Source organism: Micromonospora sp. URMC 107, assembly GCF_051386315.1.
In the GTDB taxonomy this organism is placed as follows: domain Bacteria; phylum Actinomycetota; class Actinomycetes; order Mycobacteriales; family Micromonosporaceae; genus Micromonospora.
Genome location: NZ_JBPQTK010000069.1, coordinates 1 through 24,389, shown reverse-complemented (window position 1 = coordinate 24,389; position 24,389 = coordinate 1). Strand labels below are relative to the sequence as shown.

General features: G+C 74.4%; 28 protein-coding genes. 12 read left to right on the top strand and 16 right to left on the bottom strand.

Going from position 1 to position 24,389, the window contains the following annotated elements; all coding sequences use genetic code 11:
- Positions 1–18: 18 nt before the first annotated feature.
- Complete coding sequence (locus ACSNN9_RS17135) at positions 19–1,239, bottom strand: alpha/beta hydrolase (RefSeq protein ID WP_436674284.1); 1,221 nt, start codon at positions 1,237–1,239, stop codon at positions 19–21.
- Positions 1,240–1,402: 163 nt separating this feature from the next.
- Here ACSNN9_RS17135 and ACSNN9_RS17130 point away from each other — a divergent pair, with 163 nt between their 5' ends.
- Positions 1,403–1,591 (top strand): hypothetical protein, encoded by a 189-nt coding sequence (locus ACSNN9_RS17130; protein WP_436674283.1) that lies wholly within the window; start codon positions 1,403–1,405, stop codon positions 1,589–1,591.
- A 12-nt stretch (positions 1,592–1,603) separates the two neighbouring features.
- Here ACSNN9_RS17130 and ACSNN9_RS17125 read toward each other — a convergent pair whose 3' ends face one another.
- The 12 genes from ACSNN9_RS17125 to ACSNN9_RS17070 all read right to left on the bottom strand — a co-directional run bounded on the left by ACSNN9_RS17125 (position 1,604) and on the right by ACSNN9_RS17070 (position 13,408).
- Positions 1,604–3,739: a bifunctional polysaccharide deacetylase/glycosyltransferase family 2 protein gene (locus ACSNN9_RS17125; protein WP_436674281.1), complete on the bottom strand. Its 2,136-nt coding sequence runs from the start codon at positions 3,737–3,739 to the stop codon at positions 1,604–1,606.
- Between the two features lie 3 nt (positions 3,740–3,742).
- Positions 3,743–4,171, bottom strand: a complete 429-nt coding sequence (locus ACSNN9_RS17120; protein ID WP_436674280.1) for a hypothetical protein — start codon at positions 4,169–4,171, stop codon at positions 3,743–3,745.
- 120 nt (positions 4,172–4,291) lie between these two features.
- Positions 4,292–5,812 carry an FtsX-like permease family protein gene (locus ACSNN9_RS17115; RefSeq protein ID WP_436674278.1) on the bottom strand — a complete coding sequence of 507 codons (1,521 nt, stop codon included), beginning with the start codon at positions 5,810–5,812 and terminating at the stop codon, positions 4,292–4,294.
- Complete coding sequence (locus ACSNN9_RS17110) at positions 5,809–6,510, bottom strand: ABC transporter ATP-binding protein (RefSeq protein WP_436674277.1); 702 nt, start codon at positions 6,508–6,510, stop codon at positions 5,809–5,811. The genes ACSNN9_RS17115 and ACSNN9_RS17110 overlap by 4 nt, the downstream gene beginning before the upstream one ends.
- Positions 6,507–7,043 (bottom strand): PadR family transcriptional regulator, encoded by a 537-nt coding sequence (locus ACSNN9_RS17105; RefSeq protein ID WP_436674276.1) that lies wholly within the window; start codon positions 7,041–7,043, stop codon positions 6,507–6,509. Before ACSNN9_RS17105 ends, ACSNN9_RS17110 begins: the two co-directional genes overlap by 4 nt.
- Positions 7,044–7,139: 96 nt before the next feature.
- Entirely contained in the window at positions 7,140–7,715 is a 576-nt protein-coding gene (locus ACSNN9_RS17100) for a TIGR03086 family metal-binding protein (protein ID WP_436674274.1), read from the bottom strand.
- A 91-nt stretch (positions 7,716–7,806) separates the two neighbouring features.
- Positions 7,807–9,345: a SpoIIE family protein phosphatase gene (locus tag ACSNN9_RS17095; RefSeq protein ID WP_436674272.1), complete on the bottom strand. Its 1,539-nt coding sequence runs from the start codon at positions 9,343–9,345 to the stop codon at positions 7,807–7,809.
- Between the two features lie 2 nt (positions 9,346–9,347).
- Positions 9,348–10,715 carry a sensor histidine kinase gene (locus tag ACSNN9_RS17090; protein ID WP_436674270.1) on the bottom strand — a complete coding sequence of 456 codons (1,368 nt, stop codon included), beginning with the start codon at positions 10,713–10,715 and terminating at the stop codon, positions 9,348–9,350.
- Entirely contained in the window at positions 10,706–11,734 is a 1,029-nt protein-coding gene (locus ACSNN9_RS17085; protein ID WP_436674268.1) for a SpoIIE family protein phosphatase, read from the bottom strand. Before ACSNN9_RS17085 ends, ACSNN9_RS17090 begins: the two co-directional genes overlap by 10 nt.
- The gene (locus tag ACSNN9_RS17080; protein WP_436674266.1) at positions 11,722–12,141 is read right to left on the bottom strand and encodes an ATP-binding protein; all 420 of its coding nucleotides are present in this window, start codon (positions 12,139–12,141) and stop codon (positions 11,722–11,724) included. Before ACSNN9_RS17080 ends, ACSNN9_RS17085 begins: the two co-directional genes overlap by 13 nt.
- The gene (locus ACSNN9_RS17075; RefSeq protein ID WP_436674264.1) at positions 12,138–12,551 is read right to left on the bottom strand and encodes an STAS domain-containing protein; all 414 of its coding nucleotides are present in this window, start codon (positions 12,549–12,551) and stop codon (positions 12,138–12,140) included. The genes ACSNN9_RS17080 and ACSNN9_RS17075 overlap by 4 nt, the downstream gene beginning before the upstream one ends.
- A complete protein-coding gene (locus tag ACSNN9_RS17070) occupies positions 12,551–13,408 on the bottom strand; it encodes an STAS domain-containing protein (RefSeq protein WP_436674262.1) in 858 nt (285 codons plus the stop codon). Before ACSNN9_RS17070 ends, ACSNN9_RS17075 begins: the two co-directional genes overlap by 1 nt.
- A 162-nt stretch (positions 13,409–13,570) precedes the next feature.
- Between ACSNN9_RS17070 and ACSNN9_RS17065 the strand changes: the two genes are divergently transcribed.
- Positions 13,571–13,927: an STAS domain-containing protein gene (locus tag ACSNN9_RS17065; protein WP_091624489.1), complete on the top strand. Its 357-nt coding sequence runs from the start codon at positions 13,571–13,573 to the stop codon at positions 13,925–13,927.
- A 10-nt stretch (positions 13,928–13,937) separates the two neighbouring features.
- Here the strand turns inward: ACSNN9_RS17065 and ACSNN9_RS17060 are convergent, their stop codons facing one another.
- Positions 13,938–15,236, bottom strand: coding sequence for an MFS transporter (locus ACSNN9_RS17060; protein WP_436674260.1), 1,299 nt, complete (start codon positions 15,234–15,236; stop codon positions 13,938–13,940).
- A gap of 50 nt (positions 15,237–15,286) precedes the next feature.
- On the opposite strand from ACSNN9_RS17060, the gene ACSNN9_RS17055 reads away from it, so the two are divergent.
- The 4 genes from ACSNN9_RS17055 (at position 15,287) to ACSNN9_RS17040 (ending at position 17,251) form a co-directional block, all read left to right on the top strand.
- Complete coding sequence (locus tag ACSNN9_RS17055; protein WP_436674258.1) at positions 15,287–15,970, top strand: FadR/GntR family transcriptional regulator; 684 nt, start codon at positions 15,287–15,289, stop codon at positions 15,968–15,970.
- A gap of 39 nt (positions 15,971–16,009) precedes the next feature.
- Positions 16,010–16,483, top strand: a complete 474-nt coding sequence (mscL, locus tag ACSNN9_RS17050; RefSeq protein ID WP_357871266.1) for a large conductance mechanosensitive channel protein MscL — start codon at positions 16,010–16,012, stop codon at positions 16,481–16,483.
- A gap of 82 nt (positions 16,484–16,565) precedes the next feature.
- Positions 16,566–16,814 (top strand): hypothetical protein, encoded by a 249-nt coding sequence (locus ACSNN9_RS17045; protein WP_357871263.1) that lies wholly within the window; start codon positions 16,566–16,568, stop codon positions 16,812–16,814.
- Between the two features lie 62 nt (positions 16,815–16,876).
- Positions 16,877–17,251, top strand: a complete 375-nt coding sequence (locus ACSNN9_RS17040; protein WP_436674255.1) for a hypothetical protein — start codon at positions 16,877–16,879, stop codon at positions 17,249–17,251.
- Positions 17,252–17,447: 196 nt separating this feature from the next.
- Here ACSNN9_RS17040 and ACSNN9_RS17035 read toward each other — a convergent pair whose 3' ends face one another.
- A complete protein-coding gene (locus tag ACSNN9_RS17035) occupies positions 17,448–18,707 on the bottom strand; it encodes a benzoate/H(+) symporter BenE family transporter (protein WP_436674254.1) in 1,260 nt (419 codons plus the stop codon).
- Positions 18,708–18,855: 148 nt separating this feature from the next.
- Between ACSNN9_RS17035 and ACSNN9_RS17030 the strand changes: the two genes are divergently transcribed.
- On the top strand, positions 18,856–19,323 hold the full coding sequence (locus ACSNN9_RS17030; RefSeq protein ID WP_436674253.1) for a helix-turn-helix domain-containing protein: 468 nt from the start codon (positions 18,856–18,858) through the stop codon (positions 19,321–19,323).
- Between the two features lie 43 nt (positions 19,324–19,366).
- Here the strand turns inward: ACSNN9_RS17030 and ACSNN9_RS17025 are convergent, their stop codons facing one another.
- Positions 19,367–20,404, bottom strand: a complete 1,038-nt coding sequence (locus ACSNN9_RS17025) for an AAA family ATPase (RefSeq protein ID WP_436674251.1) — start codon at positions 20,402–20,404, stop codon at positions 19,367–19,369.
- Between the two features lie 63 nt (positions 20,405–20,467).
- Here ACSNN9_RS17025 and ACSNN9_RS17020 point away from each other — a divergent pair, with 63 nt between their 5' ends.
- From ACSNN9_RS17020 to ACSNN9_RS17000, 5 genes are all read left to right on the top strand, one after another.
- Positions 20,468–21,187, top strand: a complete 720-nt coding sequence (locus tag ACSNN9_RS17020) for a PP2C family protein-serine/threonine phosphatase (protein ID WP_436674249.1) — start codon at positions 20,468–20,470, stop codon at positions 21,185–21,187.
- An 80-nt stretch (positions 21,188–21,267) separates the two neighbouring features.
- The gene (locus tag ACSNN9_RS17015; protein ID WP_436674248.1) at positions 21,268–21,606 is read left to right on the top strand and encodes a PadR family transcriptional regulator; all 339 of its coding nucleotides are present in this window, start codon (positions 21,268–21,270) and stop codon (positions 21,604–21,606) included.
- The gene (locus tag ACSNN9_RS17010; protein ID WP_436674246.1) at positions 21,603–22,421 is read left to right on the top strand and encodes an ATP-binding cassette domain-containing protein; all 819 of its coding nucleotides are present in this window, start codon (positions 21,603–21,605) and stop codon (positions 22,419–22,421) included. Before ACSNN9_RS17015 ends, ACSNN9_RS17010 begins: the two co-directional genes overlap by 4 nt.
- Positions 22,418–23,110, top strand: coding sequence for a hypothetical protein (locus ACSNN9_RS17005; protein WP_358087711.1), 693 nt, complete (start codon positions 22,418–22,420; stop codon positions 23,108–23,110). Before ACSNN9_RS17010 ends, ACSNN9_RS17005 begins: the two co-directional genes overlap by 4 nt.
- 67 nt (positions 23,111–23,177) lie before the next feature.
- Positions 23,178–24,377, top strand: a complete 1,200-nt coding sequence (locus ACSNN9_RS17000) for a GNAT family N-acetyltransferase (protein WP_436674244.1) — start codon at positions 23,178–23,180, stop codon at positions 24,375–24,377.
- The last annotated feature ends 12 nt before the right edge of the window (positions 24,378–24,389 follow it).

The window sequence follows — 24,389 nt, the reverse complement described above, 5'->3', positions numbered from 1 at the left end:
GCCGGGGCGTCACCGGTCCTACATCGGTTCGAGCGACACGGCGAGCGGCTGCTCCGTACGCCCTGACGTGTAGTCCATCTCGACCGGGTCGCCCTCCCACGGAACGACGAACGTCCCCGTGGTGTTGCCGTCGACGTTGTACGGCCGGTTCGGGTGCCGCGCGCTGCGCAGCCACTTCCTGGACAGGGTGTGCAACCACTTGCGCTGGCGCTCCCAGACGATGAGGTGCCCGGCGCCGTCCACCCGGTACATCAGTTTGCGCCGGCCCTGGATGGACCGGTAGAGCTCCGGGACCGAGAAGTTGAGTGGCGGGTGGTTCGCCGTCGCGTCCTTCGCCCCGTAGACGACGAGCACCGGCACCTCCTCGCCGAGGTTGGTGCGGTCGGCGGTCACCCGCTCCTGGTTCCAGCCCCACCAGTACGCGTTGCGAAACCGCGAGACCCCGGGCCCCCAGGTGCGGCCTACCTGGTCGTTGTCGAGGAAGGCATCCCACACCACGTCGACGATGTCGTGGGCGTCGTCCCGCTGGCCCGGGTAGCGGGGCTCCACGTCCACGTCGCTGTCCCACGACTTCTTGAAGCCGGTCCGGTGCAGGATGTGCATCGGGAACCCGTACAGGGCGCAGGGGGTGCTGACGGGAAGCGCCGTCGGCGGTGTCGACGGGCCCTTCACCGCGAAGATCGGGGCGAGCAGCAGGAGGCTGGCCACCTTGGCGGGGTCGACCGTCATGGCGAACGGTCCCACCGCGTAGGCACCCGCCGAGTAGCCGATCAGATCGATCTTGGTCGGCATGCCCGGCTGGCCCAGGATCCAGTTGACGACGGTACCGAGTTCCGCCCAGTCGCTCGCCGAGTTGGTGAGCTGCTTCGGATACTTGGCCGCGCACGGTTCCCGGGGCAGCAGGAGGTGCTGCTGGAGCGGATTGATGTTGCACGGGTCGTTCATCTGCACCGGGCGGGTCGACCTGCCCATTCCCTGCAGGTCCATGACGAAGACGTCGAACCCGTCCTCCGCCAGCTCCCTCGCCCAGCTGTACCTGCCCTCTCCGGCGTCGCTGCGCAGGTCGAACGAGACGAGCCCCGGGCTGCTGCGGCCGTGCACCATGAGCACCGGCTGGCGGTCCCGGCCCGGCGGGAGGTCGGGTTTGAACCAGCGGACGAACAGCTGGATCACCGCGCCGTTGTTCGCGTCGAGGTTCGACGTGTGGCTGACCGCGAAGTCCTCACAGGTGAATTGCATGAGCGGTACTCCGATACTCCGGTCCGGGCTGGCGTGGACACGTCCCGGTCACGCCAGGATCGACCGGGCGCCGCGCGAGGCGCGGGCCGACCGCACCGCAGTCACCCGTCCGGGTGCCGGCGCCCGGCGGCCCCGCCCGCTCGTCGGCGCCTAGACTGCCGGAGTGACCGGGACCGGCGGCGGAAACGACGAGCCGGCCGAGGACGTACCGGCGGCGGGTTGGCGGGCGGCGGCGCGCGACCGGCGCGTCTGGGCGATCCTCGCGGTGGTCGCGTTCCTGCTGGTGTGCTGCTGTTCCGCCGCCGCCGGGACGCTGCTCGCGCTCTCCGCCGGCCTGTTCAGCGCCGGCTGACGCCGCCGGGCGTCAGAAGGGTGCCCGTCCCTGTGTCCCGACCAGCGCGGCCGCCTCGCCGGTACGCACCATCCGCTGCCAGCGCAGCCGGTTGCCGACCAGCGCGGTGACCACCGACTGCACCACCACCAGGTACATCACCTGCCGGTAGAGCAGTTGCTGGAACGGCAGGCTCCACAGCGGACCGAGCCGCTCGCGGTCCAGCCGCAGCGCGTACGCGGCGGTGAACGCCTGGAGGAGCAGCAGCCCCGCCCAGGCCAGCACCAGCGTCGACCAGGGCAGGAAGATCAGCCCGTAGACGGCGTAGACGTCCACCGCGGGGGCGGTCAGCGGCAGCACGATCTGGAACACCGTCAGGTACGGCAGCCCGCGCCGGCCGAGCCTGCCGCCGGCGCCCGACTCGCGCAGCGCGTGGCGGTGCTTCCACATCGCCTGCATGGTGCCGTAGCACCAGCGGTAGCGCTGTCGCCAGAGTTGCCGCAGCGACGAGGGCGCCTCGGTCCAGGCGATGGCCGCCTCCTCGTAGACCACCCGCCAGCCGGCCCGCAGCACCTTCATCGTCAGGTCGGTGTCCTCGGCGAGGGTGTCCGCGGGCACCCCGCCGACGGCGAGCAGCACCTCGCGGCGGAACGCGCCGATCGCGCCGGGAATGGTCGGCATGCACTCCAGCACGTCGTACATCCGGCGGTCGAGGTTGAAGCCGATCACGTACTCCAGGTGCTGCCAGCGGCCGAGCAGCCGACGCCGGTTGGCGACCTTGGTGTTGCCGGAGATCGCACCCACCGTCGGATCGGCGAAACCCTGCACCAGCCGGTGCACGGTGTCCGGCTGGAAGACCGTGTCCCCGTCGACCAGTACCAGCAGGTTGGCGCGGGCGGCCCGGATCCCGGTGTTCAGCGCCGCCGGCTTGCCGGCGTTGGCCTGCCGGATGACCCGCACCCCGCGCAGGCCGAGCCGCTCGACGATCCCGGCGGTGTCGTCGCTGGACCCGTCGTCGACCACGATCACCTCCAGCGCCGGGTAGTCGCTGGCCATCAGCGACCGGACCGTCGCGGCGATGTTCGCGGCCTCGTTGTAGGCCGGCACGATCACCGACACCGGGGCGGTGATCGTCGGCGGCGTCCGCCTCGCCCTGCGGACCCGCCGCACGTGCGACTGCGCGCAGCACACCTGCACGAGCAGCCGGGCCACGCCCAGCACCAGCGCGACCGCGAGCAGCAGGTCCATCGCCCCGGCGAGCCAGCCGGCGCCGGCCTGGGTCCAGCGCAGGGCGTGGCCGCTGAGCCTGCTCCCGCCGCTCGCCGGCACCATCGAGGCCGGCGCGTCGATCCCCTCCGAGACGGTGGTGAACCGGTATCCCTGCCGGACCAGCCCGGGCAGCAGCCGGTCCAGGGCGGCGACCGTCTGGGCGCGGTCGCCTCCGCCGTCGTGCATCAGCACCACCGCGCCGCTACCGCGCTCGGGGCTGGCGGCCTTGACGATGGCCGGCACGCCCGGCCGCTGCCAGTCCCTGGTGTCCCGGTCGGCGAGCACCGCGACGTGTCCGCTGCCGGCGGCGGCGCGCAGCGCCGCGTACTCCGGAGCGGTCAGCGCGGACGGATGGGAGGAGAACGGCGGCCGCAGCAGGGTGACCTCGCGGCCCGTCGCCGCGGCGACCGCCTTGCGGGTCAGCGAGAGTTCCAGGTCCCGCCGCCAGCCCTGCGCGGCGGCGAGGTCGGTGTGGGTGAAGCTGTGGGAGCCGATCTCGTGGCCCTCGGCGAGGATCCGCCGGACCAGTTCGGGGTGCTCGTTGACGCGGGCGCCGACCACGAAGAAGGTGGCGCGGGCGTCGTGCCGGCGCAGCGCGTCGAGCACCTGCGGCGTCCATCGCGGGTCCGGCCCGTCGTCGAAGGTCAGCGCGATCGTCCGGTCGGGCATGGAGCGGCTGGCCGGCCGGTCCCGGTCCAGCCGCAGCACCGGCCCGCCCGCGACGACGTCCTTGGGCACGGCCACGGCCGCGCCGGGTGGTGGCGCCCCCGCCCTGCCGGAGCCGCCGGCCAGCCCGGTCACCACGCCGTTGACGGTGAGCGCGGCGAGCAGCAGCACCAGCCCGAGCAGCAGCAGGACCCAGTGCGCACGCGGGTCACGCCGCGCGACGTGACGGGCCACCCGCTAACTCGGCTTTCCCGGGGACCTGCTGGGCTTCGCGCCGCGCCGCTCGTCGCCCTGTCCCGGCCGGTCGGACTGGTCGGGCCGGGTGGGACCGGTGGTGGCCGGGGCGGAGCCGTCCCTGGAGCCGGCGGACCGGGTGGCCGTCGGCGTCGGGGCCGAGGTGCTGGTCACCGTCGACCGACGCACCCCGGTCGGGGCCGGGCGGTCGGCCCCGTCGCGGCCGTCGATCCCGGCTTCGAGCGGCGCCCGACGGTCGTCCGACCAGCCGGGCAGCGGCACCGACGTGTCCATGAACAGGCCGGCGGCGATCAGGCCGAGGCTCGTGAGCAGACCGAGGCCCAGCGCGGTGCCGGCGATGACGGCAAGCCGGCGCCGGCGCCCGGTCCGGTCGACGAAAACCGGCGGTGACCCGCCGGGCTGGTGGTGCATCTGATGGTCTCCCGCTGCTCAGCCACCTGGCACAGCCCCGGGCGTGGATGCGCCCGGCCCGGCCCGGTTGCGGGCCTCCGTCGCCTACAGCGCCGCCGGCGGGATCCGCGTTACGCCGGCTCAGGTCGCCCGCAGCTCCTCCACGGCCGTGCCCGCGCGCAGGAAGAGCAGGCCGACGCCGACCGTCACCAGCACCGCCGCCAGGGCGCCGGCCCCGAGCAGGGCCAGCTGTTCCAGCGGTACGTCGGGCGGCACGGTCATCTCCGTGGTCTCCACGACCCGGAGGTACCGCCCCCGGGTGGCGGGGTCGGCGCAGAGCTGCTCGGAGGCGTCGCAGACCTCGTCGTAGTTGATCACGGTCGGCGCGCGGAAGAGCCCCCGGGCCAGCAGCAGGCCCACGGCGAGCGCGACGGCCACCGCCGGCACGGCCGGGGCCAGCGACTGCCAGGCGACGGACCGGCCGAGCGTGGGCCGGGGCACCCCGGTCGCCACCAGGGCCGCGTACGCGCGCCGCCGGGCGGTGATCCCCTCCACCACCGCGACGACCAGCCCACCGGCGGCGACCAGCATCGCCACCGCCACCGCCAGGTCCACCAGGTCCATGGTCCGCAGGTAGAAGTCGCCGTTGGTCATGCCTCCCCCCTCCCGCCGGCTGAGTTCGGCCGACGCGACGAAGTGCTCCCGCAGCCCGGCCGCGCCCGCGCCGAGGAGCACCGCCGCCAGCAGCGCGGCGAAGGTGCGGCTGCCCGCCCACGGGTCGGCCATCAGCCGGCGGGCGGCGAGCAGCGCGGCCGGCCCCCGGGCGTAGCGGTGCAGCACCCGCCCGGCCGTCCAGGAGATCCAGCCGGTGCCGACGACCACCCCGACCATCGCGGCCAGCCCGCCGCCGACGAGCAGCGCCGGCACCAGCCACGACGGCACGTCGGCGCCGCGCCGGACGTACCAGCGGGTGACCGGTTCGACGGCGAGGAAGGCCGCGAGCCCGGCGCAGATGAGGACGCCCGCCCAGGGTCGGGGGCCGCGTTCCCGGCGGTGCGTACGCAGCACGCCGAACGGGGTCGTGCTCACCCGGCGCAGCATCAGCGCGGTGGCCAGCGCCGCCACGACCGGCAGCCCCACCAGCACCGCCGCCAGCTCGCCCGCCGGGGGCAGCACGTCGGTGGGGAGGACGAGCCGGCCCTGGGCGTCGGGCCGGTCGAACAGCTCCCGGCCGGCGAAGTGAACCGACGCGCCGGCCAGCGTGCCGAGCAGGCTCGCCACCCCGGTCTCCAGCACGGCGATCCGGGTCACCTGGCCCGGCGTGGCGCCGGCCAGCCGGAGCGCGGCCAGCCGGCGGTCCCGCGCCGGGGCGCCGAGCCGGGCGCACTGCCCGGCCAGCGCCAGCACGGGAATCATGAGCAGCAGCAGGGCGAAGGCCGTGCCGCCGCGCAGCCCCGGCTCGACGAGCAGCTGGTTGGCGTACTGCTCGGACCAGCGGTTGCCGTTGCCGTCGGTGGCGGGCGGGGTGGGGATGGCCAGCACGGTGAGCGCGGCCAGGGCGGCGAGGGTGGCCAGGGCGGCGCTGAGCGCGGTCAGCGCCACCCGGACGGTGTCGGTGCGGGTGCCGGCCAGGGCGAGGCGTACCAGCGTCGACGGTCTCACCGGCGGCCGCCGGGCAGCGGGATGTCGAGGCCGAGCCCGGTGTGGTCGACCGTGCCGTCGCGGAGGATGACCTCGCGGTCGGCGTACGCGGCGATCTGCGGCTCGTGGGTGACCAGGACGACCGTGGTCCGCTGCTCGCGGGCGAGCCGAACCAGCTGGGTGAGCACCTGCTCGCCGGTGAGCGTGTCCAGCGCGCCGGTGGGCTCGTCGGCGAAGAGCACCCGGGGCTCGGTGACCAGGGCCCGCGCCGTGGCGCAGCGCTGCTGCTGCCCGCCGGACATCTCGCCCGGCCGGACGTCGGCCAGCTCGGCCACGCCGAGCCGGTCCATCCAGGACAGGGCCGCCGTCCGCGCCTCGCGCCGCCGCACGCCGGCGAGGAGCAGCGGAAGGGCGACGTTCTCGGCGGCGGTCAGCTCGGCGACGAGCTGGCCGAACTGGAAGAGCACGCCGAACTCGGTGCGCCGCAGCCTGGACCGTGCCGCCTCGGACAAGGTGTCGGTCCGGTGCCCGTTCCAGCTCACCTCGCCGGCGTCGGGGCGCAGGATGCCGGCCAGGCAGTGCAGCAGGGTGGACTTGCCGCAGCCGCTCGGGCCGGTGATGGCGACGATCTCCCCCTCGGCGACGTCGAGGGTGACGCCGCGCAGCGCGGGTGTCCGCCCGTAGGCCTTGACCACGCCGCGAGCCTGAAGTTGCGTCACGAGTGCACCTCCCGGTGCCAGTCGGCGACCCGGCTCAGGGTGGTCTGCAACCACCGCAGGTCGGCGTCGAGATGGGCGATGGCGAAGTCGGCCGCGACGATGTCGTCGAGGCTGGCCGAGGGCGCCGTCTTCACTGCGGTCAGCTCGCGCAGCCGCTCGGTGTGGGCCTGCCGCTGGGCGACGAGGTAGGCCCGGGCCCGGTCCGCGTCGGCCACCAGCAGCGCCACGACCACCTTGGCGAAGAGCGTGCTGGCGACGTACGGCATCGGCGGCTCGACCTCGGCGAGCCACCGCTCCAGCGCGGCCCGGCCGTCGGCGGTCAGCGCGTACGCGGTGCGGTCGGGACCGCCCTCGCGGTCCTGCCCGGCCGGCGCCACCAGGCCGTCCCGCTGCAACCGGCCGAGGGTCGAGTAGACCTGCCCGAACGCCAGCGGCCTGGCCCGGGGCAGGCGCTCGTCGTGGGCGCGCTTCAGCTCGTAGCCGTGCCGGTTGCCGGCGGCCAGCAGCCCGAGCAGCACGTGCGGTGTGGACACGCGGCTCACTATTCGCCGAGTGAATAGTGGCTGTCAAGGAGGCCCGCGCGGCGGGGTGCCGCGCGGGCCTGTGGAAAGGAGGGGGAGGTCGACCGATCAGGCGCCCGCCGACCAGCCCGGGTCCCGGCCGGTCAGGGCGAGCAGGCGGTCCATCTCCGGGGCGTCCGACGACGACGTCCCCACCGGCTCCGCGAAGACGCCCTGCTCCCGGGCCGCCGGCCCCATCTGCTCGCACAGGGCGTACAGCGGGGGCAGCACCTCGGGCGCGGGGCGGTACGGCTGCCCGGTGGCGACGGCCAGGTCCCAGGCGTGCACCGTCAGGTCCAGCAGCACCATGGTGCCGACCGTCTCCTGCGGCAGCCCCATGCCGGGTGAGACGCCGTCCAGCGCGGCCGGATCCGACCACGCCTCGACCAGTTTCGCGGTCTCCGCCTCGAACCGGTCCCGCCAGCCCTCGGCCAGGTGGTCGGGCTTCTCCGTCCACTCCGGCTGCCGCTTGCCCGCGAGGGCCTGGAAGTTGACCACCACGTCGTAGAGGTGGTTGAGCAGGTCGCGCACCGCGTACTCGCTGCACGGGGTCGGCAGGTCCAGTTGGTCGTCCGAGACCCCCCGCACCGCCGCGACGGCACGGGGCGCCGCGGCTGACAGGAGGTTGCTGATCTCTGTGGCCATGGGGATCAGCGTACGAGAACGGGCACCCGGGCGGGAACCGGCAGCGAGCAGGCGATCACGCGCTGGTGAAGGAGTTCCGCGACCACTCGGGTCAGTTGCGGCGCAGGGCGACCACGGCGACGTCGTCGTGGATCTCCGGCGGGGCCAGCTCGACGAGGAGCCGTTCGCAGAACCGGTCCAGGTCGTCGTCGACCCGGCTGGCGGCCACGGCCAGCGCGGCCAGCCCGTCGTCGATCGTGGTGTCCCGCCGCTCGATCAGGCCGTCGGTGTAGAACACGAGCGTCGCCCCGGCCGGCAGCACGAACTCCAGGTCGGGCGGCCGTTGCGCGCGGACCCCGAGCAGCGGGGCCGAGTGCTGCACGAACTCCACCTTGCCGTCCAGGCTGAGCGCTGGCGGCAGGTGACCGGCGCTGGCCAGCCGCACCCGGCCGCTGGGCGGATGCAGCAGCAGCACGCAGATCGTGGCCAGCTCGTTGGGGAGCAGGGTGCGCATGAGGTTGTTGACCCGGTCCAGGATCTCGCCCGGCTGGTGCCCCTCCACCGCGTACGCCCGCACCGCGTGCCGCAGCTCGGCCATCACCGTCGCGGCGTGCAGCGAGTGTCCGGCCACGTCGCCGATCGCCAGCAGCAGGTGACCGTCGAGCATCACCAGCTCGTAGAAGTCGCCGCCCACCTCGGTCTGCGCGCTCGCCGGCTCGTAGCGGACGGCCAGGTCGAGCCCGTTGACCTGCGGTATCCGGCGCGGCAGCAGGCTGCGCTGGAGGGTCACCGCGATGCGGTGCTCCTCGTCGAAGGAGCGCTGCCCCTCCACCGCCGCCGCCACCGCCTGGGCGAGCTGCCGCAGCACCGGGGTGCGGGCGGTCTGCGTGGCGGTGGGCACGACGACGTAGAGCGGCGCGCGGTCCTCGCGCAGCCGGGCGGCGGCCACCGTGACCGTGTCGTCCGCCGGCCAGTCGACCAGACCCCAGGCGGCCGGCTCGTCCACCCGGACCGTCGTTCCGGTCGGCACCCCGGTGTCGTCGACGATCCACGGAACGATGCTGGCCGCGCCGCCGGGGCCGTCCGCGATCCCGGCGAGGCAGTCGCCGTCGAACGTCTCGGCGATCACGGCGGCCGGGCTCTTGAAGATCTGCGCGGCGCCGGTCGCCGCCGCCTCCAGCAGCCGCGCGAAGTTCGGGGCGGAGTGCACCGCCACGGTGGTGTCGGCGAGCCCGAGCAGCCGTTCGGCGAGCAGCTCCGCGCGTTGCCGGGCCCGGTAGTAGCGCAGCACCGCGTGGGAGGTGGCGACCAGCTCCTCCGGCTCGATCGGCTCGGCCAGGTACGCGTCCGCGCCCCGGGTCAGCCCCTGCGCCCGGTCCGCCACGTCCACCGCGTGCGCGGACACATGGATCACCGGCATCGCCGGGTGCGCCGACTTGATCCGTTCACAGACCTCGAACCCGTTCAGGTCGGGCAGCCGCACGTCGAGCACCACGAGATCGATCGGGTCCACCCCGACCCGGGCCAGCGCCTCGGTGCCTGTCTCGGCTTCCAGCACGGTGAAGCCCGCCCGGGAGAGCCAGCTGACCAGGAGGTAGCGCTTGGTCGGGCTGTCGTCGACCACCAGCACCGTCACCGGGCCACCCTCCACGGTCACGCTCCTCCCGTGGGCAGGGTGACCGTGAACGTGCTGCCCCGGCCCGGCTCGCTGGACACCACCAGGGTGCCGCCGAGCAGGGTGACCAACCGCCGCGCGTACGGCAGGCCGAGGCCGGTGCCGCCGGCCCGGGTCGCGCCGGGCACCTGGTAGAACTCCTCGAAGATCCGCTCCTGCAGCTCCGGCGGGATGCCCGCGCCGGTGTCGGAGACGGTGAGCGACCACTGGTCCTCCCGCCGCTCCGCCCGCAGCCGGACCTCCCCGCGCTCGGTGAACTTGAGCCCGTTGTGCAGCAGGTTGCGCAGGACCTGGGCGAGCAGCACCTCGTCGGTGCGCAGCGTCGCCGGGACGGGCGGCTCCTCCACCACCAGCTCCACGTCGGGCCGGGTGGCGAGGGCCCGTAGCGTGCCGCGCAGCTGGCCGAAGACCGGCCGCAGGTCGACCTCGGCCCAGTCGGGCTCGATCCGACCCGACTCGGCCTTGGCCAGGTCGAGCAGCTCGTTGACCAGCGCGAGGAGGTCACCCGCCGAGGAGCGGATCAGCCCGACCTGGCGGGCCTGCTCGGCGGTGAGCGGGTCGGAGGCGGAGTCGCCGAGCAGCCGGCCCAGCCCCATGATCGCGGTGACCGGTGCCCGCAGCTCGTGGCTGACGTTCGCCAGGAACCGGCTCTTCGACTCGCTCGCCGCGCGCAGCTGGGCGGACTTCTCGTCCAGCTCGGCATAGAGGGCCACCACGCCCCGGTTGGTCTCCTCCAGCTCCTCGGTGAGCTGGTTGTAGAGCGCCATGACCCCGCGGTTGGTCTCGGCCAGTTCCTCGTTCAGGACGGCCAGCTCGTCGCGCTGGCTGCGTACCTCGTCGAGGGCGGCGATCAGTTGCGCGTTCTGGGCGGCCAACTCGTCCAGGGCGCTGCCCGGGGCGTTCCGGTCGAGCTCGGACCGCAGCTCGGCGAGACGCTCGGGGGTCAGCACCTCTGCGGTGACCGGGACACGTCGGGACATCCTCACGACCGTATCCCCCTGTCGTGTCACCACGCCCAGCTTGTCCACCAAACGCGCCACCGCGCCGGACTGGGGCTCGTACCGCCCGTCGGGCAGCGGGCGCACCGGGACGAGGTCCACCCGGAGGTGCCGCCTGCCGTCGACGGCGTCGTCGACGAGGACGAATGTCACGTCCGCCCCGCCGACGGAGCGCAGCAGGTCCCGGGCGACCTCGCTGAGCGCCGTGGCGATGCGTACCTGGTCCTGGTGCTCCAGCCCCACCGCACCGGCGACCTCACGGCCCCGCTGCCGCACGACGAAGATGTCGTGTTCGACCCGCAGCGCCATCTGCAGCAGCGGCGCCCCGGCGGGTCCGGTCACGACCATGCCCGGACGGCCAGGACGCAGGCGTCGTCGCGACGCGTGCCGGCGTCCCGCAGCACCGTCGCGGCCACCACCAGGGGCGACCGGTCGACGAGACCGGGATAGTCGGCGAGCTGCCAGCGGTCGACCACCCCGTCACTGTGCATGACCAGCAGGGCGTCGGCGTCGAAGGGGTAGTCGTACTCCCGCACCGAGGGACGCTGGTGCCCGGCGATGCCGGGCAGCGAGACCAGGCCCCGCCGCTTGCCGTCCGCGCCGATGACGGCGGCGGAGATGTTGCCCAGCCCCGAGTAGCGCAGCACCCCCGCCGCCGGGTCCGGCTCGGCCACGGCCAGCGCCGCGCCCCGGGTGTGCGACATCGAGCGGTGCAGGTGCGCCACGACCGCCGACGGCGCCCCCGCCGGCGCCCTGCGGAACGCGTCGAGCGCGGCGTCGGTGGCGGCGGAGGCGAGCGGCCCGTGCCCCAGGCCGTCGCAGACCAGCACCTGGCGCCGGCCCTCGACGATCCGCCACGCGTACCCGTCGCCGCTGACCGACTCCCCGGCCAACGGCCGGCTGAGCGCGCCGACCCAGGGCCGCTCGTGCCCACCGTCGCGGTTCGGCCAGATCTGTACGGCGAGGACGGTGCCGCGCTCCGGCCGGGAGTAGCCGTCGAACCAGCTGGCCTGCCGGACGATCGCGCCGAGGCCGATGCCGAGCGTCCCGGCGGTGGAGTGACCGTCCTGGGAGGAGGCGGTGAGGTCGGCCATTCCCGGCCCGGTGTCGAGGGCGATCAGCTCCACGCCGGCCTCCCCGTCGCGCCGCACCGGCCGCAGCAGCAGGACACCGTCGTCGGCGTGCTTGACCAGGTTGCTGGTCAGTTCTGCGGCGACGATGGCCAGGTCGGCCGTGCGGGCGGCGCCCAGGTCGAGCTGGGCGCCGAGCCGTTCGGCGGCCCGGCGCACCGCGCTGGCCGCGCTGCCGCTCTCGACCCGGAACCAGACTCCGCGGTCGGAGACCGCATCGTCGTTCACCGGGACCATTTGGTGACCGTGATCCGGGTTCCCTCACCCGCGGCGGTCTGGATGTCGAACTCGTCGACCAGCCGGCGGGCGCCGCTGAGCCCGAGGCCGAGCCCGCCGCCGGTGGTGTAGCCGTCGGTCAGCGCCAGGTCGAGGTCGGCGATGCCCGGGCCGGAGTCGGCGAAGACGATCCGCACGCCCCGTCGCCGGCCGTTGTCGACCGTGCTCACCTCGACCATGCCGCCTCCGCCGTACACCAGTGTGTTGCGGGCCAGCTCGCTCGCCGCGGTGACGACCTTGGTCTGGTCGACCAGCGAGAGCTTGACCGCCACCGACACCGTACGCACCAGCTGCCGGACGCGGACCACGTCCTCGTCGCTGCGGATCGCCTGTGCCTGTGGCTGGCCCAGGTCGACTCCGGCGGTCATGACAACGCCGTCGTCTCGGTGTCCGGTTCGTCATCGAACGCGAGTTCGTGCTCGTCGGCGTGGGCCGCCGCGATCAGCTCCATGCCCCGCTCGACGTTGAGCGCCGTCCGGATGCCGTTGAGCGACAGGCCCAGCTCCACCAGGGTGATGGCGACGGCGGGACGCATCCCGACCACGACCGTCTCCGCGTCGAGCACCTTGGAGATCGAGGCGATGGTCGACAGCATCCGCCCGACGAAGGAGTCGACGATGTCCAGGGCGGTGATGTCGATGATCACGCCGTGGCAGCCGGTGGCGACGATCCGCTCCGCGAGGTCCTCCTGGAGCTGGACCGCCGTCTGGTCGGACATGTCGACCTGGATGGAGACCAGCAGGATGTCGCCGATCTTGAGGATCGGCACCCGCTCCATCAGGCCTCCCGGCGCTGGCGGCGGCCGGTCTCGACCCCGGTGAGCCGGAGCACGTGCCGCAGCGCGTCGGCGAGGCTGGCCTTGGTGGCGATGTCGCCGAACTCGATGCCCAGGGCCACGATGGTCTGCGCGATCTGCGGCCGGATGCCGGAGATGATGCAGTCGGCGCCCATCAGCCGGGCGGCCACCACGGTCTTGAGGATGTGCTGGGCGACCTGGGTGTCCACCGCCGGTACGCCGGTGATGTCGATGATCGCGTAGGGCGAGCCGGTGTCGACCAGGGTCTGGAGCAGCCGCTCCATCACCACCTGGGCCCGGGCCGAGTCGAGGGTGCCGACCAGCGGCACGGCGACCACGCCCTCCCAGAGCTTCACCACCGGGGTGGAGAGCTCCAGCAGCTGCTCCGCCTGGTCGGCGATGAGGCTCTCACGGGTGCGTACGAAGCTCTCGAAGGTGAACAGACCCATCTGGTCGATCAGCCCGGAGAAGGCGACGTAGTCGCGGAGCGTGTGGGGGCCGCCCTCGGCCTCCATCAGCTCCAGCAGCACCTCCTTGAGGGAGAACACGCTGACCGCGGTCTCGGAGGCGGAGAAGCCCTGCCGGGCACGTCCCCGGGAGAGCTCGGAGAGCACGGCGCGCAGCTCCGTCGCCTGCTCGGAGTCGAGGTCGACCGCACCCTGCTGACCGGCAGTGATCATGCTAGAGTGCAGCTCCTGCATCTGCCGGCGCAGCTCGCCCTGACTGAGTCGCCCGCGCAGCGACCCGGCGGCGATCTCCGTCCAGCGCTGCAAGATCCGCTCGGCGTGACCGGTCAGCAGACCGGCCAGCCGGCTGCTTTCCTCGACGCTCAACGCCATGGTGAACCCCCTTCGACCTCGACGGCGGACTCTATCACCGGAGGCCGGAGCACTACTTGCCGCAGTGCAAACGAATGAGGACGGCCACCGGATACCGGCTCCCGTTCTGCGTACCACCCCGATCGTGGGATACCGTTTCCCCGATAACAGGAGGTCTGGCGAATGTCCTTGACGGTGCACACGGAACAGCGCGGCGACGTGGTCGTCGTATCGGTCGCGGGCGAGCTGGACATGGCGACCGCACCGCAGCTTCAGGACCAGATCACCGACCTGCTCGACAAGGGCCGCAGCCGGCTCGTCTTCGACCTGGCGAACGTCTCGTTCTGCGACTCCACGGGGCTGTCGGTGTTCGTCCGGGCCAAGAACAGCTGCGACGAGGCGGGCGGCGTGGTACGGCTGGCCGCTCCGCAGCGGGGCGTGCTCCGCATCCTCGAGGTGAGCGGTCTCGTCGAGGTGCTGCACACCTACCCGACGGTCGACCAGGCCGTGGCCGGCGACCCCACGCCGGCCACCTCCTGACGGTCCCCCCTCACGCCTCGTCCTCGATGTGTCGGGGACGGGCGATCACCATGCCCGCGCAGGTCTGCACGGCGAGGGCCGCCAGCAGGAACCCGATCGGGGCGGTCCACCCGCCGGTCGTCCCGTAGAGGATGCCGACCAGCAGTGGCCCCAGCGCGGCGATGAGATAGCCGACGCTCTGGCTGAACGCGGAGAGCGCCACCGTCCCCTCGGCGGTCCGCGCGCGCAGCCCGATGGTGGCCAGGATCATCGGGAAGGCGCTCTGCCCGATCGCGAGCAGCACCACCCAGAGCAGCGCCCCGCCGTGCGGCGCGACGGCCATCCCGACGTAGGCGAGGGCCATCGCGGCGGAGAGCGTGAGCACCAGCGGGTGCAGGGTGCGCAGCCGCCCGGCCAGGGTCGGCATCAGCAGCGCGATCGGCACGCCCAGCGCCGTCACCCCGGCGAGCAGCAGGCCGGCGTCCTGCGGCCGGTAGCCCGCGTCGCGGAAGAGCTGGGCCAGCCAGCCCATGATCGCGTAGGCGCCCAGCGACTGCGTCCCGAAGTAGACCGCCATCGCCCAGCCGAGCCGGGTCCGCCCGGGCCGGATCCGGCGGGGACGGGGCGCCACCGCCGTCGGGGTCGCCGCCCGTCGGGCGGCGCGCGCCCGCAGCGCCAGCGGCACCCACGGGAGTACGGCCACCAGGGCCAGCCCGGCCCAGACGGCGAGCCCGGCCCGCCAGGTGCCGAAGAGGTGCGCCACCGGCACCGCCGCCGCGGCGGCCACGGTCGCGCCCACCGTCAACGTCATCGAGTACGCCCCGGTGACCAGTCCGACGCGGTGCGGGAAGTACTGCTTGACCAGGAGCGGGAGCAGGACGTTCGCCACCGCGATCCCGGCCAGCGCGAGTGCGCTGCCGGCGATGAAGACCAGCGCGGAGTCCGTACCGACCCGGACGAGCTGCCCGGCGGCGAGGATCAGCATCGCCACCACCAGCACCCGGGCCGGGGAGTTCTTGCGGACCAGCCGGGGAGTGAGTGACCCGAAGACGGCGAAGGCGACCGCGGGCAGGGTGGTCACGACCCCGGCCAGCGCCCCGGAGAGGGCCAGGCCGCCGCGTACCTCGTCGAGCAGGGCGCCGAGGCTGGTGATCGCGGCCCGCAGGTTGAGCGCCACGAGCAGCATGCCGACGAGCACGAGCAGGCCACCGGCGACCGGACCGGCCGGCGCGGTGGCGGCGCGGGACGACCGGACGGCGGCACCCGCCGCATCCGGCGGGGCGCCGGCGTCGACGGGAGCGGCCGGCACGGCGATGGTTGGCGGGGTCATGCGTCCGAACCTACAATCATGGGATGAATTCCGGGCAGGTGTTGTAACCAGTGCCACCGTCGGTTGATTCCGCCGCCGCGCCGCCCCGGGGACACCGGGTGCGGCAGACCATCGCGCAGCTCAGGGAGCGGATCCTCGGGGGCGAGTGGCCGGTCGGCGGGCGGATCCCCACCGAGCCGCAGCTGGTCGCGGCGCTCGGCGTCGGGCGCAACACGGTCCGCGAGGCGGTACGGGCGCTGGTGCACGCCGGGGTGCTGGAGTGCCGGCAGGGCTCCGGGACGTACGTGGTGTCGACCGACGAGCTGGCCCCGGTGGTGGCCCGCCGGCTCACCGCCGACCGGATGGCCGAGGTGGTCGAGGTCCGCCGCGCCTTCGAGGTGGAGGCCGCCCGGCTCGCCGCGCTGCGGCGTACGACCGAGGACCTGGCGGCCCTGGACGGCGCGCTCGCCGCCCGCGAGGCGGCCTGGCGCGGCGGCCGGGTCGACGAGTTCGTGGAGGCCGACGCGGCGCTGCACACCGCCGTGGTCGCGGCGGCGCACAACGGCATGCTCGCCGAGCTGTACGCCTCGGTCGGCGCGGCGCTGCGCAGCACGGTCGCCCAGTCGATGGGCGACGCGCTGGAGCCGGAGCGCTACGTCGACCACTCCCGGCTGGTCGAGGCGGTCCGGGCCGGCGACGCGGACCGCGCGGCGATCGAGGCCGGCGCTTTTCTGGAGCCCGCGCCCGGGGCATAGGTTGTGCCGGACGGAAGACCGGACACCTCGGGAGTACGGATGCTCAAGGGCTTCAAAGACTTCATCATGCGCGGAAACGTCGTCGACCTGGCGGTCGGTGTCGTCATCGGTGCCGCGTTCACGGGCGTGGTCACCCAGCTCACCAAGTCGTTCCTGGAACCACTGGTCCGGGTGCTCATCGCGCTGCTCACCGGCAGCAAGAACGGCCTCACCGGCTCCACGCCGACCTTCCGCGAGATCCCGTTCGACTGGGTGGCCTTCGTCAACGCGCTGATCACCTTCCTGCTCACCGCGGCGGCGCTCTACTTCCTCGTGGTGTTCCCGATGAACAAGCTGGCCGAGCGGCGCAAGCGGGGCGAGGAGCCGCCGCCGAAGGCGCCGAGCGAGGAGGTCCGGCTGCTCACCGAGATCCGCGACGCCCTGGTCGCCGCCGGCCACACCACCCCCGGACAGCGGCGCGGCGCGCTCGACGACGTGCTCGGCCGCCGGGAGGAACCGCCCACCGGGCGCTGAACCCGACGCACGCACATCGGCCCCTGCGGGATTCCCGCAGGGGCCGCACATTTTCGTACTCCTGTTCGATAGAGTCCCCGCCATGGAGCAGCGGAAGCACTGGTGGAACGGGAAATGGGGCCGGCTGGCCCGGCGCGACGTCTTCCTCCGGGTGGACGGCGACCGGTGGCACGTCGAGCAGCGTGCCGGCGGCTCCGAGGGCGTCTCCCGGTTCTACGAGCACGACACCGCCGACGAGGCCGAGGAGACGGTCCGGGCCCTGCTCCAGGGCACCGACACGTGGCGTGAGCTCTCCCCCCGCCCGCCGAGCGCGTGGTCCCCCGAGTCCTGAGCGAGGCCCGCCGAGGGGCGGAGGGCGGTTTAGCCGGAGCGGGGGCCGGGAACCGCGCCAGAATGGAGCAGCAGGGCATCGAGCGACAGGCGACGGTTTCCCGGGTCACCACGGGCATGCGGGTGATCGACGTGGACGGCACCGAGGTGGGCACCGTCGACCTCGTCCAGCGGGGCGACCCGAACGCCGTGACCGTGCAGGCGCCGACCGCCGACCCGGGCAGCAGCCTGGACGAGCTGATCGAGTCGACGGCGGTCGAGGAGCCGGACGTGCCGGCCGACCTGGCGGCCCGGCTGCTGCACAGCGGCTACCTGAAGGTCTCCACCGACCTGGTCCGCACCGGCGCGGTCTACGTGCTCGCCGAGCAGATCGCCGCCGTCACCGACGGCCAGGTACGCCTCGACGTCCCGGCCCGGGACCTGCCGGCCGAGGAGTGAACGACGTACCGCCGCAGCGCGCCCGTCCAGCGCCGCCCAGGCCCACAGTGGCGGGGCCGTGATGTCGTAGACGACTCAGCTCGACAGCGCGTGGAGAGTCAGGTGCAGCGCGGCCGATGCCGAAGTCACCGCCGGTGGTGTCCACCCGCCGTGGAGGCCAGGTGCGGCGCGTGGAGGGGGTGCGGCGCGTGGAGGGTCAGGTGCCGCCGGCCCGGCCGCCACTCGGCGACGAGGCGACCGCGACGGAATCCGGTCCTGCCGAAGCCGGCCCGGCCGCACCCGGTTCGGTCGACGCCGGCCCGCCGGAGCGGTTGCGGAAGAGCAGGAGCATCACCCCGCCGGCGACCAGTCCCCAGAACGCGCCGCCCACGCCGACAAGGCTCACCCCCGAGGCGGTGACCACGAAGGTGACCACCGCGGCCTCGCGGGCCGCCGGCTCCGCCAGCGCCGAGGTGAGCGCGGTGGCCAGCGCGCCGAGCAGCGCCAGCCCGGCGACCGCCTCGATCAGCACCGGCGGGGCGAGCGCCACCAGCGCGGTCGCCGCCCCGGCGCCCAGCCCCAGCAGGGCCAGCCCGATCCCGGCGGTGACCGAGGCGATCCAGCGGCGGTCGGGGTCCGGGTGGGCGTCCGGGCCGGCGGCCAGGGCGGCGGTGATCGCGGCGAGGTTGACCGCGTGCCCGCCGGCGGGCGCGGCGACCACGGTGGTCAGCCCCGTGGCGCGCAGCGCGGCGCCGAAGGGCGGCCGGTAGCCGTAGCCGACCAGCACCGCCATCCCGGGGACGTTCTGCGCGGCCATGGTGACCAGGAAGAGCGGCAACGCGAGGCCGATCAGGGCGGAGACGTTCCAGGCCGGGGCGGTCAGCTCGACCGCGGGCAGCAGCCGCGCGCCGCCGAGCCCGGAGACCGGGGTGGTCAGCGCGATCGCCGCCACCGCGACGACCAGCGCGCCCGGCACCGCCCACCGCCGGGCGAACCGGTGCAGCAGCAGCCAGGCCAGCACCACGGGGACGGCCAGCCGGGGCACCTCGACCAGCGCGCGGACGGGGGCGGTGCAGAGCGGCAGCAGGACCCCCGCGAGCATCGCGCCGGCGATCGGCCGGGGGATCGCCGCGACGGCCCTCCCGAGCGCGGGGAACAGCCCGGCGGCCACGATCAGCACGCCCGAGACGAGGAACGCCCCGACGGCGACGGGCCACCCGCCGGGCACCGCGCCGGTGGCGACCAGCAGCGCCGCGCCGGGGGTGGACCAGGCGACGCTCATCGGGATCCGGTGCCGCAAACCCAGCCACACGGCGGAGAGGCCGGAGGCCACGCACACCGCCAGCAGCCCGGAGGCGGCCTGCGCGTCCGACGCGCCGACGGCCCGCAGGCCGGCGAGCACCACCGTGAACGAACTGGCGAACCCGACCAGCGCGGTCACCACGCCCGCCAGCACCGGTTGCGACCGTCCCGCCATCCCACTCCCCCGACCGTTCCGTTTACGGAACACGAACCTGTAGCACCATAGCGGGGTGCCGCAGACGTCACCAGTCCACCGATCGGCCCCCGATCCGGGCGCCGAGGCCGTCGGTCGCCGGGTGCGCGCCCTGCGCGAGGAGCGCGGGATGTCGCTGTCCGCCCTCGCCCGGCTCGCCGGGGTGGGCAAGGCGACCCTCTCCGGCCTGGAGAACGGCACCCGCAACCCGACCCTGGAGACGCTCTACGCGATCACCGCGCAGCTCGGCGTACCGCTGACGGCCGTGCTCTCCGGCCCGGCCTCCGGGCCGACGGTCCGCGGCGCTGCGGTCAGCGCCATCCTGCTGGAGGTCTTCGAGGACACCGACGCCACCTACGAGCTGTACCGGATGCTGGTCGCGCCCGGCCCGGGGCAGCTCTCCCCCGCGCACCAGCGGGGCGTCACCGAGCACGTCACCGTCTTCTCGGGCGTGCTGCGCGCCGGCCCGGTCGACGCGCCGCTGACCGCCGGCGCCGGCGGGCACCTGCGCTGGACGTCGGACGTGCCGCACGTGTACGCCGCCGTCGGCGACGAGGAGGTCGCCGCCAGCCTCCTGCTCCGCTACCCCCGCCCCTGAGCACCCGCCGGCCACGCGGGCCGCACCGGCCCCGCCCGTCGGCTCAGCCGTCGACCGGGGTCGGCACCGGCAGTCGCCGCTGCACCGCCCAGATCGCCGCCTCGGTACGCGACGCCGACCCGGTCTTGCGCAGCAGGTTGGACACGTGCACGGTGACCGTCCGCACCGAGATGCCGAGGGCGCGCGCGGCCTGCTTGTTGGACATCCCGGCGACCAGGCAGCCCAGCACCTCGATCTCCCGCCCGGTCAGCTCGGCGTCGACCGGGTCGGCGGGTCGGTGCGGCGCCGCCCTCGGCGAGCGGGGGGCGGGCGGCGGCCGGAGCAGCGCCTCGGGCCCCCGGCCGGCGTGCGCGGCGAGCAGTTCGGTCAGCGCGTACGGATTGCCGCCGGTGCGCTGCCAGACGGCGCGCACCAGCCGGCCGGACGGGCGCGGGTCCGCGTACACCTGGGTCAGCACCTCGGCGACCTCGGCCGGGAGCAGCGGTCCGAGGTGTTGGCGGACGGCGCCCCGGACGCCGCAGAGCCGGGCCAGGGCGCGGATCGCGAGGTCCGGCGCGACGGCGTCCTCGGCGGGCCGGCTCGCCACCACCAGCAGCGCCGGCAGGTCGGCGGCAGTCGCCAGCTCGCCGACCAGGTTCAGGCTGGCCGGGTCGAGGGCGTGCAGGTCCTCCACCACCAGTACGGCCGGGCCGGCGCCGACCAGCAGCCGGACGACCCGCACCGCGAGCCGCAGCAGGGTGCCCGGCGCGTAGCGCTCGCGCGGCGCGGTCGGCTGCTGGGCGAGCCAGGCCAGCGCGTCCGGCGGCAGGTCGAGCCGGCTCGTGTCCCGGCCCGTGAGAACGGCGGCCAACCAGTCGTACGGGGCGGGGCTGTGCACCCGGGCGGCACCGGAGAGCACCACCGCCGGCCGGGGGGCGAACGCGTCCAGGGCGGCCGCGACCAGCAGGGACTTGCCCACCCCGGCCTCACCGGTGATCACCGCGACGGCCGGCGCGGAGCGACGGGAGGTGACCACGGCGGACCACGCCCGGTCGAGCTCGGCAAGCTCACCGGCGCGCCCGACCATGGACACCGGCATCATTCCCCAACCCTACGCAGTAGTGCGTAGAGACGGCGGGAGGGTGTTCTTGGCAAGCTTGACCCCATGACGCTGATCCTCCGCTCGGCCATCCTCAACGACATCGGCCTGGTCCGCACCAACAACGAGGACTCCGCCCTCGCCGGTGACCGCCTCGTCGCGGTCGCGGACGGCATGGGCGGCCTGCCCGCGGGCGAGGTGGCGAGCGAGATCGTCATCCGCATCCTGGACGAGCTGAGCCCGCCGACCACCCCCGACGAGGCGGCCGCGGCGCTGCGGGCCGTGGTGAGCACGGCGAACCGGCGCATCCACGCCGCCATCACCGTCGACCCGGCGCGTGACGGCATGGGTACGACGCTGACCGCCGCCCTGCTCGCCGGGGACGCGCTGGTGCTGGCCCAGGTGGGTGACTCCCGCTGCTACCTGCTGCGCGACGGGGAGCTGACCCAGCTCACCCGGGACGACACCTTCGTGCAGGCGCTGGTCGACCAGGGGGCGCTCTCGCCCGAGCAGGCGCGCCACCACCCGCAGCGGTCCCTGGTGACCCGGGCGGTGCAGGGCTCGGACACGCCCCCGGCGATCGGGGTGCTCACGGTGGTCGCCGGCGACCGGCTGCTGCTGTGCAGCGACGGGCTCTCCGACTACGTCGAGGACGGCACGATCGCCGCCGCGCTGAGCACGTACGGCGACCGTCACCAGTGCGGCGAGCAGCTGGTCAAGCTCGCCCACCAGGCCGGCGCGCCGGACAACGTGACCGTCGTGGTCTCGGACGTCGTCGCCGGCTGAGCCCGTCCCGGTCCCTCTCGCGGGCGGCCGCCGCCAGCTAGGTAGTTGTGTCATCTAGGTGGCGCCGCTATGTTCCTCGGGTGGATTCCGACCGGCGCGGGCAGTGGCTGCGCGGGGTGCTCGACCTCTGCGTCCTGGCCCTGCTGCGCGAGGGCGAGTCCTACGGCTACCAGCTCGCCCAGGCGCTGGAGGCCGCCGGCATCGGGCCGATCCAGGGCGGCACGCTCTATCCGGTGCTGCTGCGCCTGCAACGCACCGGTCTGGTCACCGCCGAGTGGCGGGAGGGCGCCTCCGGGCCGGCCCGCAAGTACTACCGGCTCACCGACAGCGGGCGGGCGACCCTGCGCCAGGGCGGCAGCGCCTGGCAGGCGTTCGTCGCCCCGGTGACCGGCCTCGTCACGAAGGGGGTCGACGGATGAACGCCGACGAGTGGCTGCGGGCGTTCGCGGCCGAGTTGGACCGGCGCCGGGTCCGGGCGGACGCCGCCCGGCACGTGGTCGCCGAGGCCGCCACGCACCTGCGCGACGGCGGGGGCGACCCCTGGGCCGTCTTCGGCCGGCCACAGGACTACGCCGCCGCGATCGTCGAGACCATCGGCACCTCGCCCGGTCCGCGTCCCGGACCGGTCCGGCTGCACGCACGGGGCATCACCAAGCGGTACGGGCGACGCACCGTCCTGCGCGACGCGTCGCTGACCGTCCGGGCCGGACAGATCGCCGCCGTGATCGGGGCGAACGGCAGCGGCAAGAGCACCTTCCTGCGCGTCTGCGCTGGGCTGGTCTCCCCCGACGCCGGGGACGTGACCGTCTCCGGCCGGGTCGGCTACTGCCCCCAGCAGGGCGGCACCGCCGACTTCCTGCTGCCCGACGAGCACTTCGTGCTGATCGGCGCCGGCCGGGGCGTGGCCCGGGGGCCGGCCCGCCGCGCCGGCCGGTCGGCGGCCCGCCACCTCGGCTGGGAGGCCGACGGCGACGTCCTCGCCCGCAACCTCTCCGGCGGCACCCGGCAGAAGCTGAACCTGACCATGTCCACCCTCAGCGAGCCGGACGTGCTGCTGCTCGACGAGCCATACCAGGGCTTCGACCAGGGCACGTACGTCAACTTCTGGGACCAGCTCGCCCGGCTGCGCGACGAGGGACGGGCGATCGTCGTGGTGACCCACCTGCTCAACCAGCTCGACCGGGTCGACCTGGTGCTCGACCTGACCCCGGCCACCCAGGGAGGGCGTGCGTGAACCGCCTCGTCACCGTCGCCGAGATGACCCTGCGGGAGCTGCTGCGCCGTCGGGGCGTGCTCCTGCTGCTGCTGTTGATGCCGCTGGCGTTCTGGCTGATCCGGCGGGACTCCCACGTCGGGCAGTCGGTGCGTTCGCTGCTGCTCGGCATCAGCTGGGCCGTCAGCACCGCCGCCCTCTTCGCCACCGGCGCGGCCCGCGAGCTGGAGCCCCGGCTGCGGCTGGCCGGCTACCGCCCGCACGATCTCTACCTCGGCCGGCTGCTCGGCCTGTGGGCGGCCGGGCTCGTCCTGTCCGTACCGTTCTTCGTGCTCACCGTCGTCGACGCGCCCGAGCTGCGGCACGGCGGGGTGGCGGTGGCGATGCTCTGCTGCGTGGGGGTCGCCGCGCCGTTCGGGATGCTGATCGGCGCGCTGCTCCCCCGCGAGTTGGAGGGGACGCTGCTGCTGCTCACCGTGGTGGCGGTGCAGATGCTGATCGACCCGGCCGGCACCGGCGCGAAGCTGACCCCGTTCTGGTCCAGCCGGGAGATCGCCACCTGGGCGGTGGACCACACCGACTCCGGCTACCTGACCAGGGGCTCGCTGCACGGGCTGGCCGTCACCGCGCTGCTGATCGGCACCGTGGCGGCCGTGTTCAGCGTCCGGCTGCGCCGCCGCCGGCACCTGCGACACCTGCCGATCGGCTGACCGCGCGCCGGGCCGGTCACCGGCGATTGCGGTTGCGGCGACCGCCGGGCCGGGATGGGATGGGCGGATGACCGTCCGCCGGGTGAACGCCGAGGAAAGACTGTCCACCAGCTTCGCGCTCGGCGCGTACGCGTTCGAGGCGTCGCCGCGCAGCGCGGCACGGGCAGAGGAGTTCCGCGGCTACCTGCCCTACAACGAGGGCAACCGGACGCTGGTGGTCGAGGAGGGCGGCGTCGCGCTGGCCGCCGCGTCGGCGATCCCGATGCGGCAGAACCTGCGCGGCGAGGTGCTGCCGATGGCCGGCGTCGCCGGGGTAGCCACCCACCCGCTGGCCCGCCGGCGCGGGCACGTACGCACCCTGCTGCACCGGCTCCTCGACGAGATGCGCGACGAGGGGCACCAGCTGAGCGCGCTCTACCCGTTCCGGCCGTCGTTCTACGCCCGGTTCGGCTACGTGGGGCTGCCGAAGCCGCGTACCGTCACGTTCTCGCCGGCCGACCTGGGCGAGCTGCTCGGCGCCGACCTGCCCGGCGAGGTGGGCTGGGAGCGGATCGGCAAGGGCTACCAGACCTGGCGCGCGTTCACCGAGAAGTGCCTGGGTGAGCGGCACGGCTTCGCGATCTTCCCCGGTTACCGCGACGTGGGGTTGCGCGACCGCGACGAGCACTGGCTGCTGACGGCCCGTACGGGCGGCACGGTCACCGGCGCGGTGCTCTACCGGATCGACGACCACGGCGGCACGCTCGCCGCCGGCGACCTGCTCGCGGCCGATCCGGTCGCCCGGGCGCTGCTGTTGCAGTTCTTCGGCCGGCACGTCGACCAGGTGGAGCGGGTGACCGTCCAGGTGCCCGTCGACGAGGTGCCGGAGCTGTGGCTGACCGACCTGGCCGTGCACGTCGAGGCGCGGGTGGCCCGACCGAGTTACGCCGCGCCGATGGCCCGGCTGCTGTCGGTCGACGCGCTGGCGGGGCTGCCGGTCGGGGCGGGCCGGGTGCGGGTGGAGCTGACCGGCGACCGGTGGCTGGCCGGGTCGTACCTGCTGGACGGCACGACCGGCGCGCTGGAGCTGGTCACCGGGGCCGCCGCCACCGCCGGCTCGCCGCCGATCTGCACGCTGACCGCCGCCGGCATCTCCGCCCTGGCGTACGGCGTGCTGGACCCGGTGGAGGTGGGCCTGCGCGGGCTGGGCGACGTGTCGACGGACGCGGCGGCGGAGCTGCGCCGCCTCTTCCCCCGCCAGCACCCGTACGTCTTCGCCGACTTCTGACCGCGCCTCCCC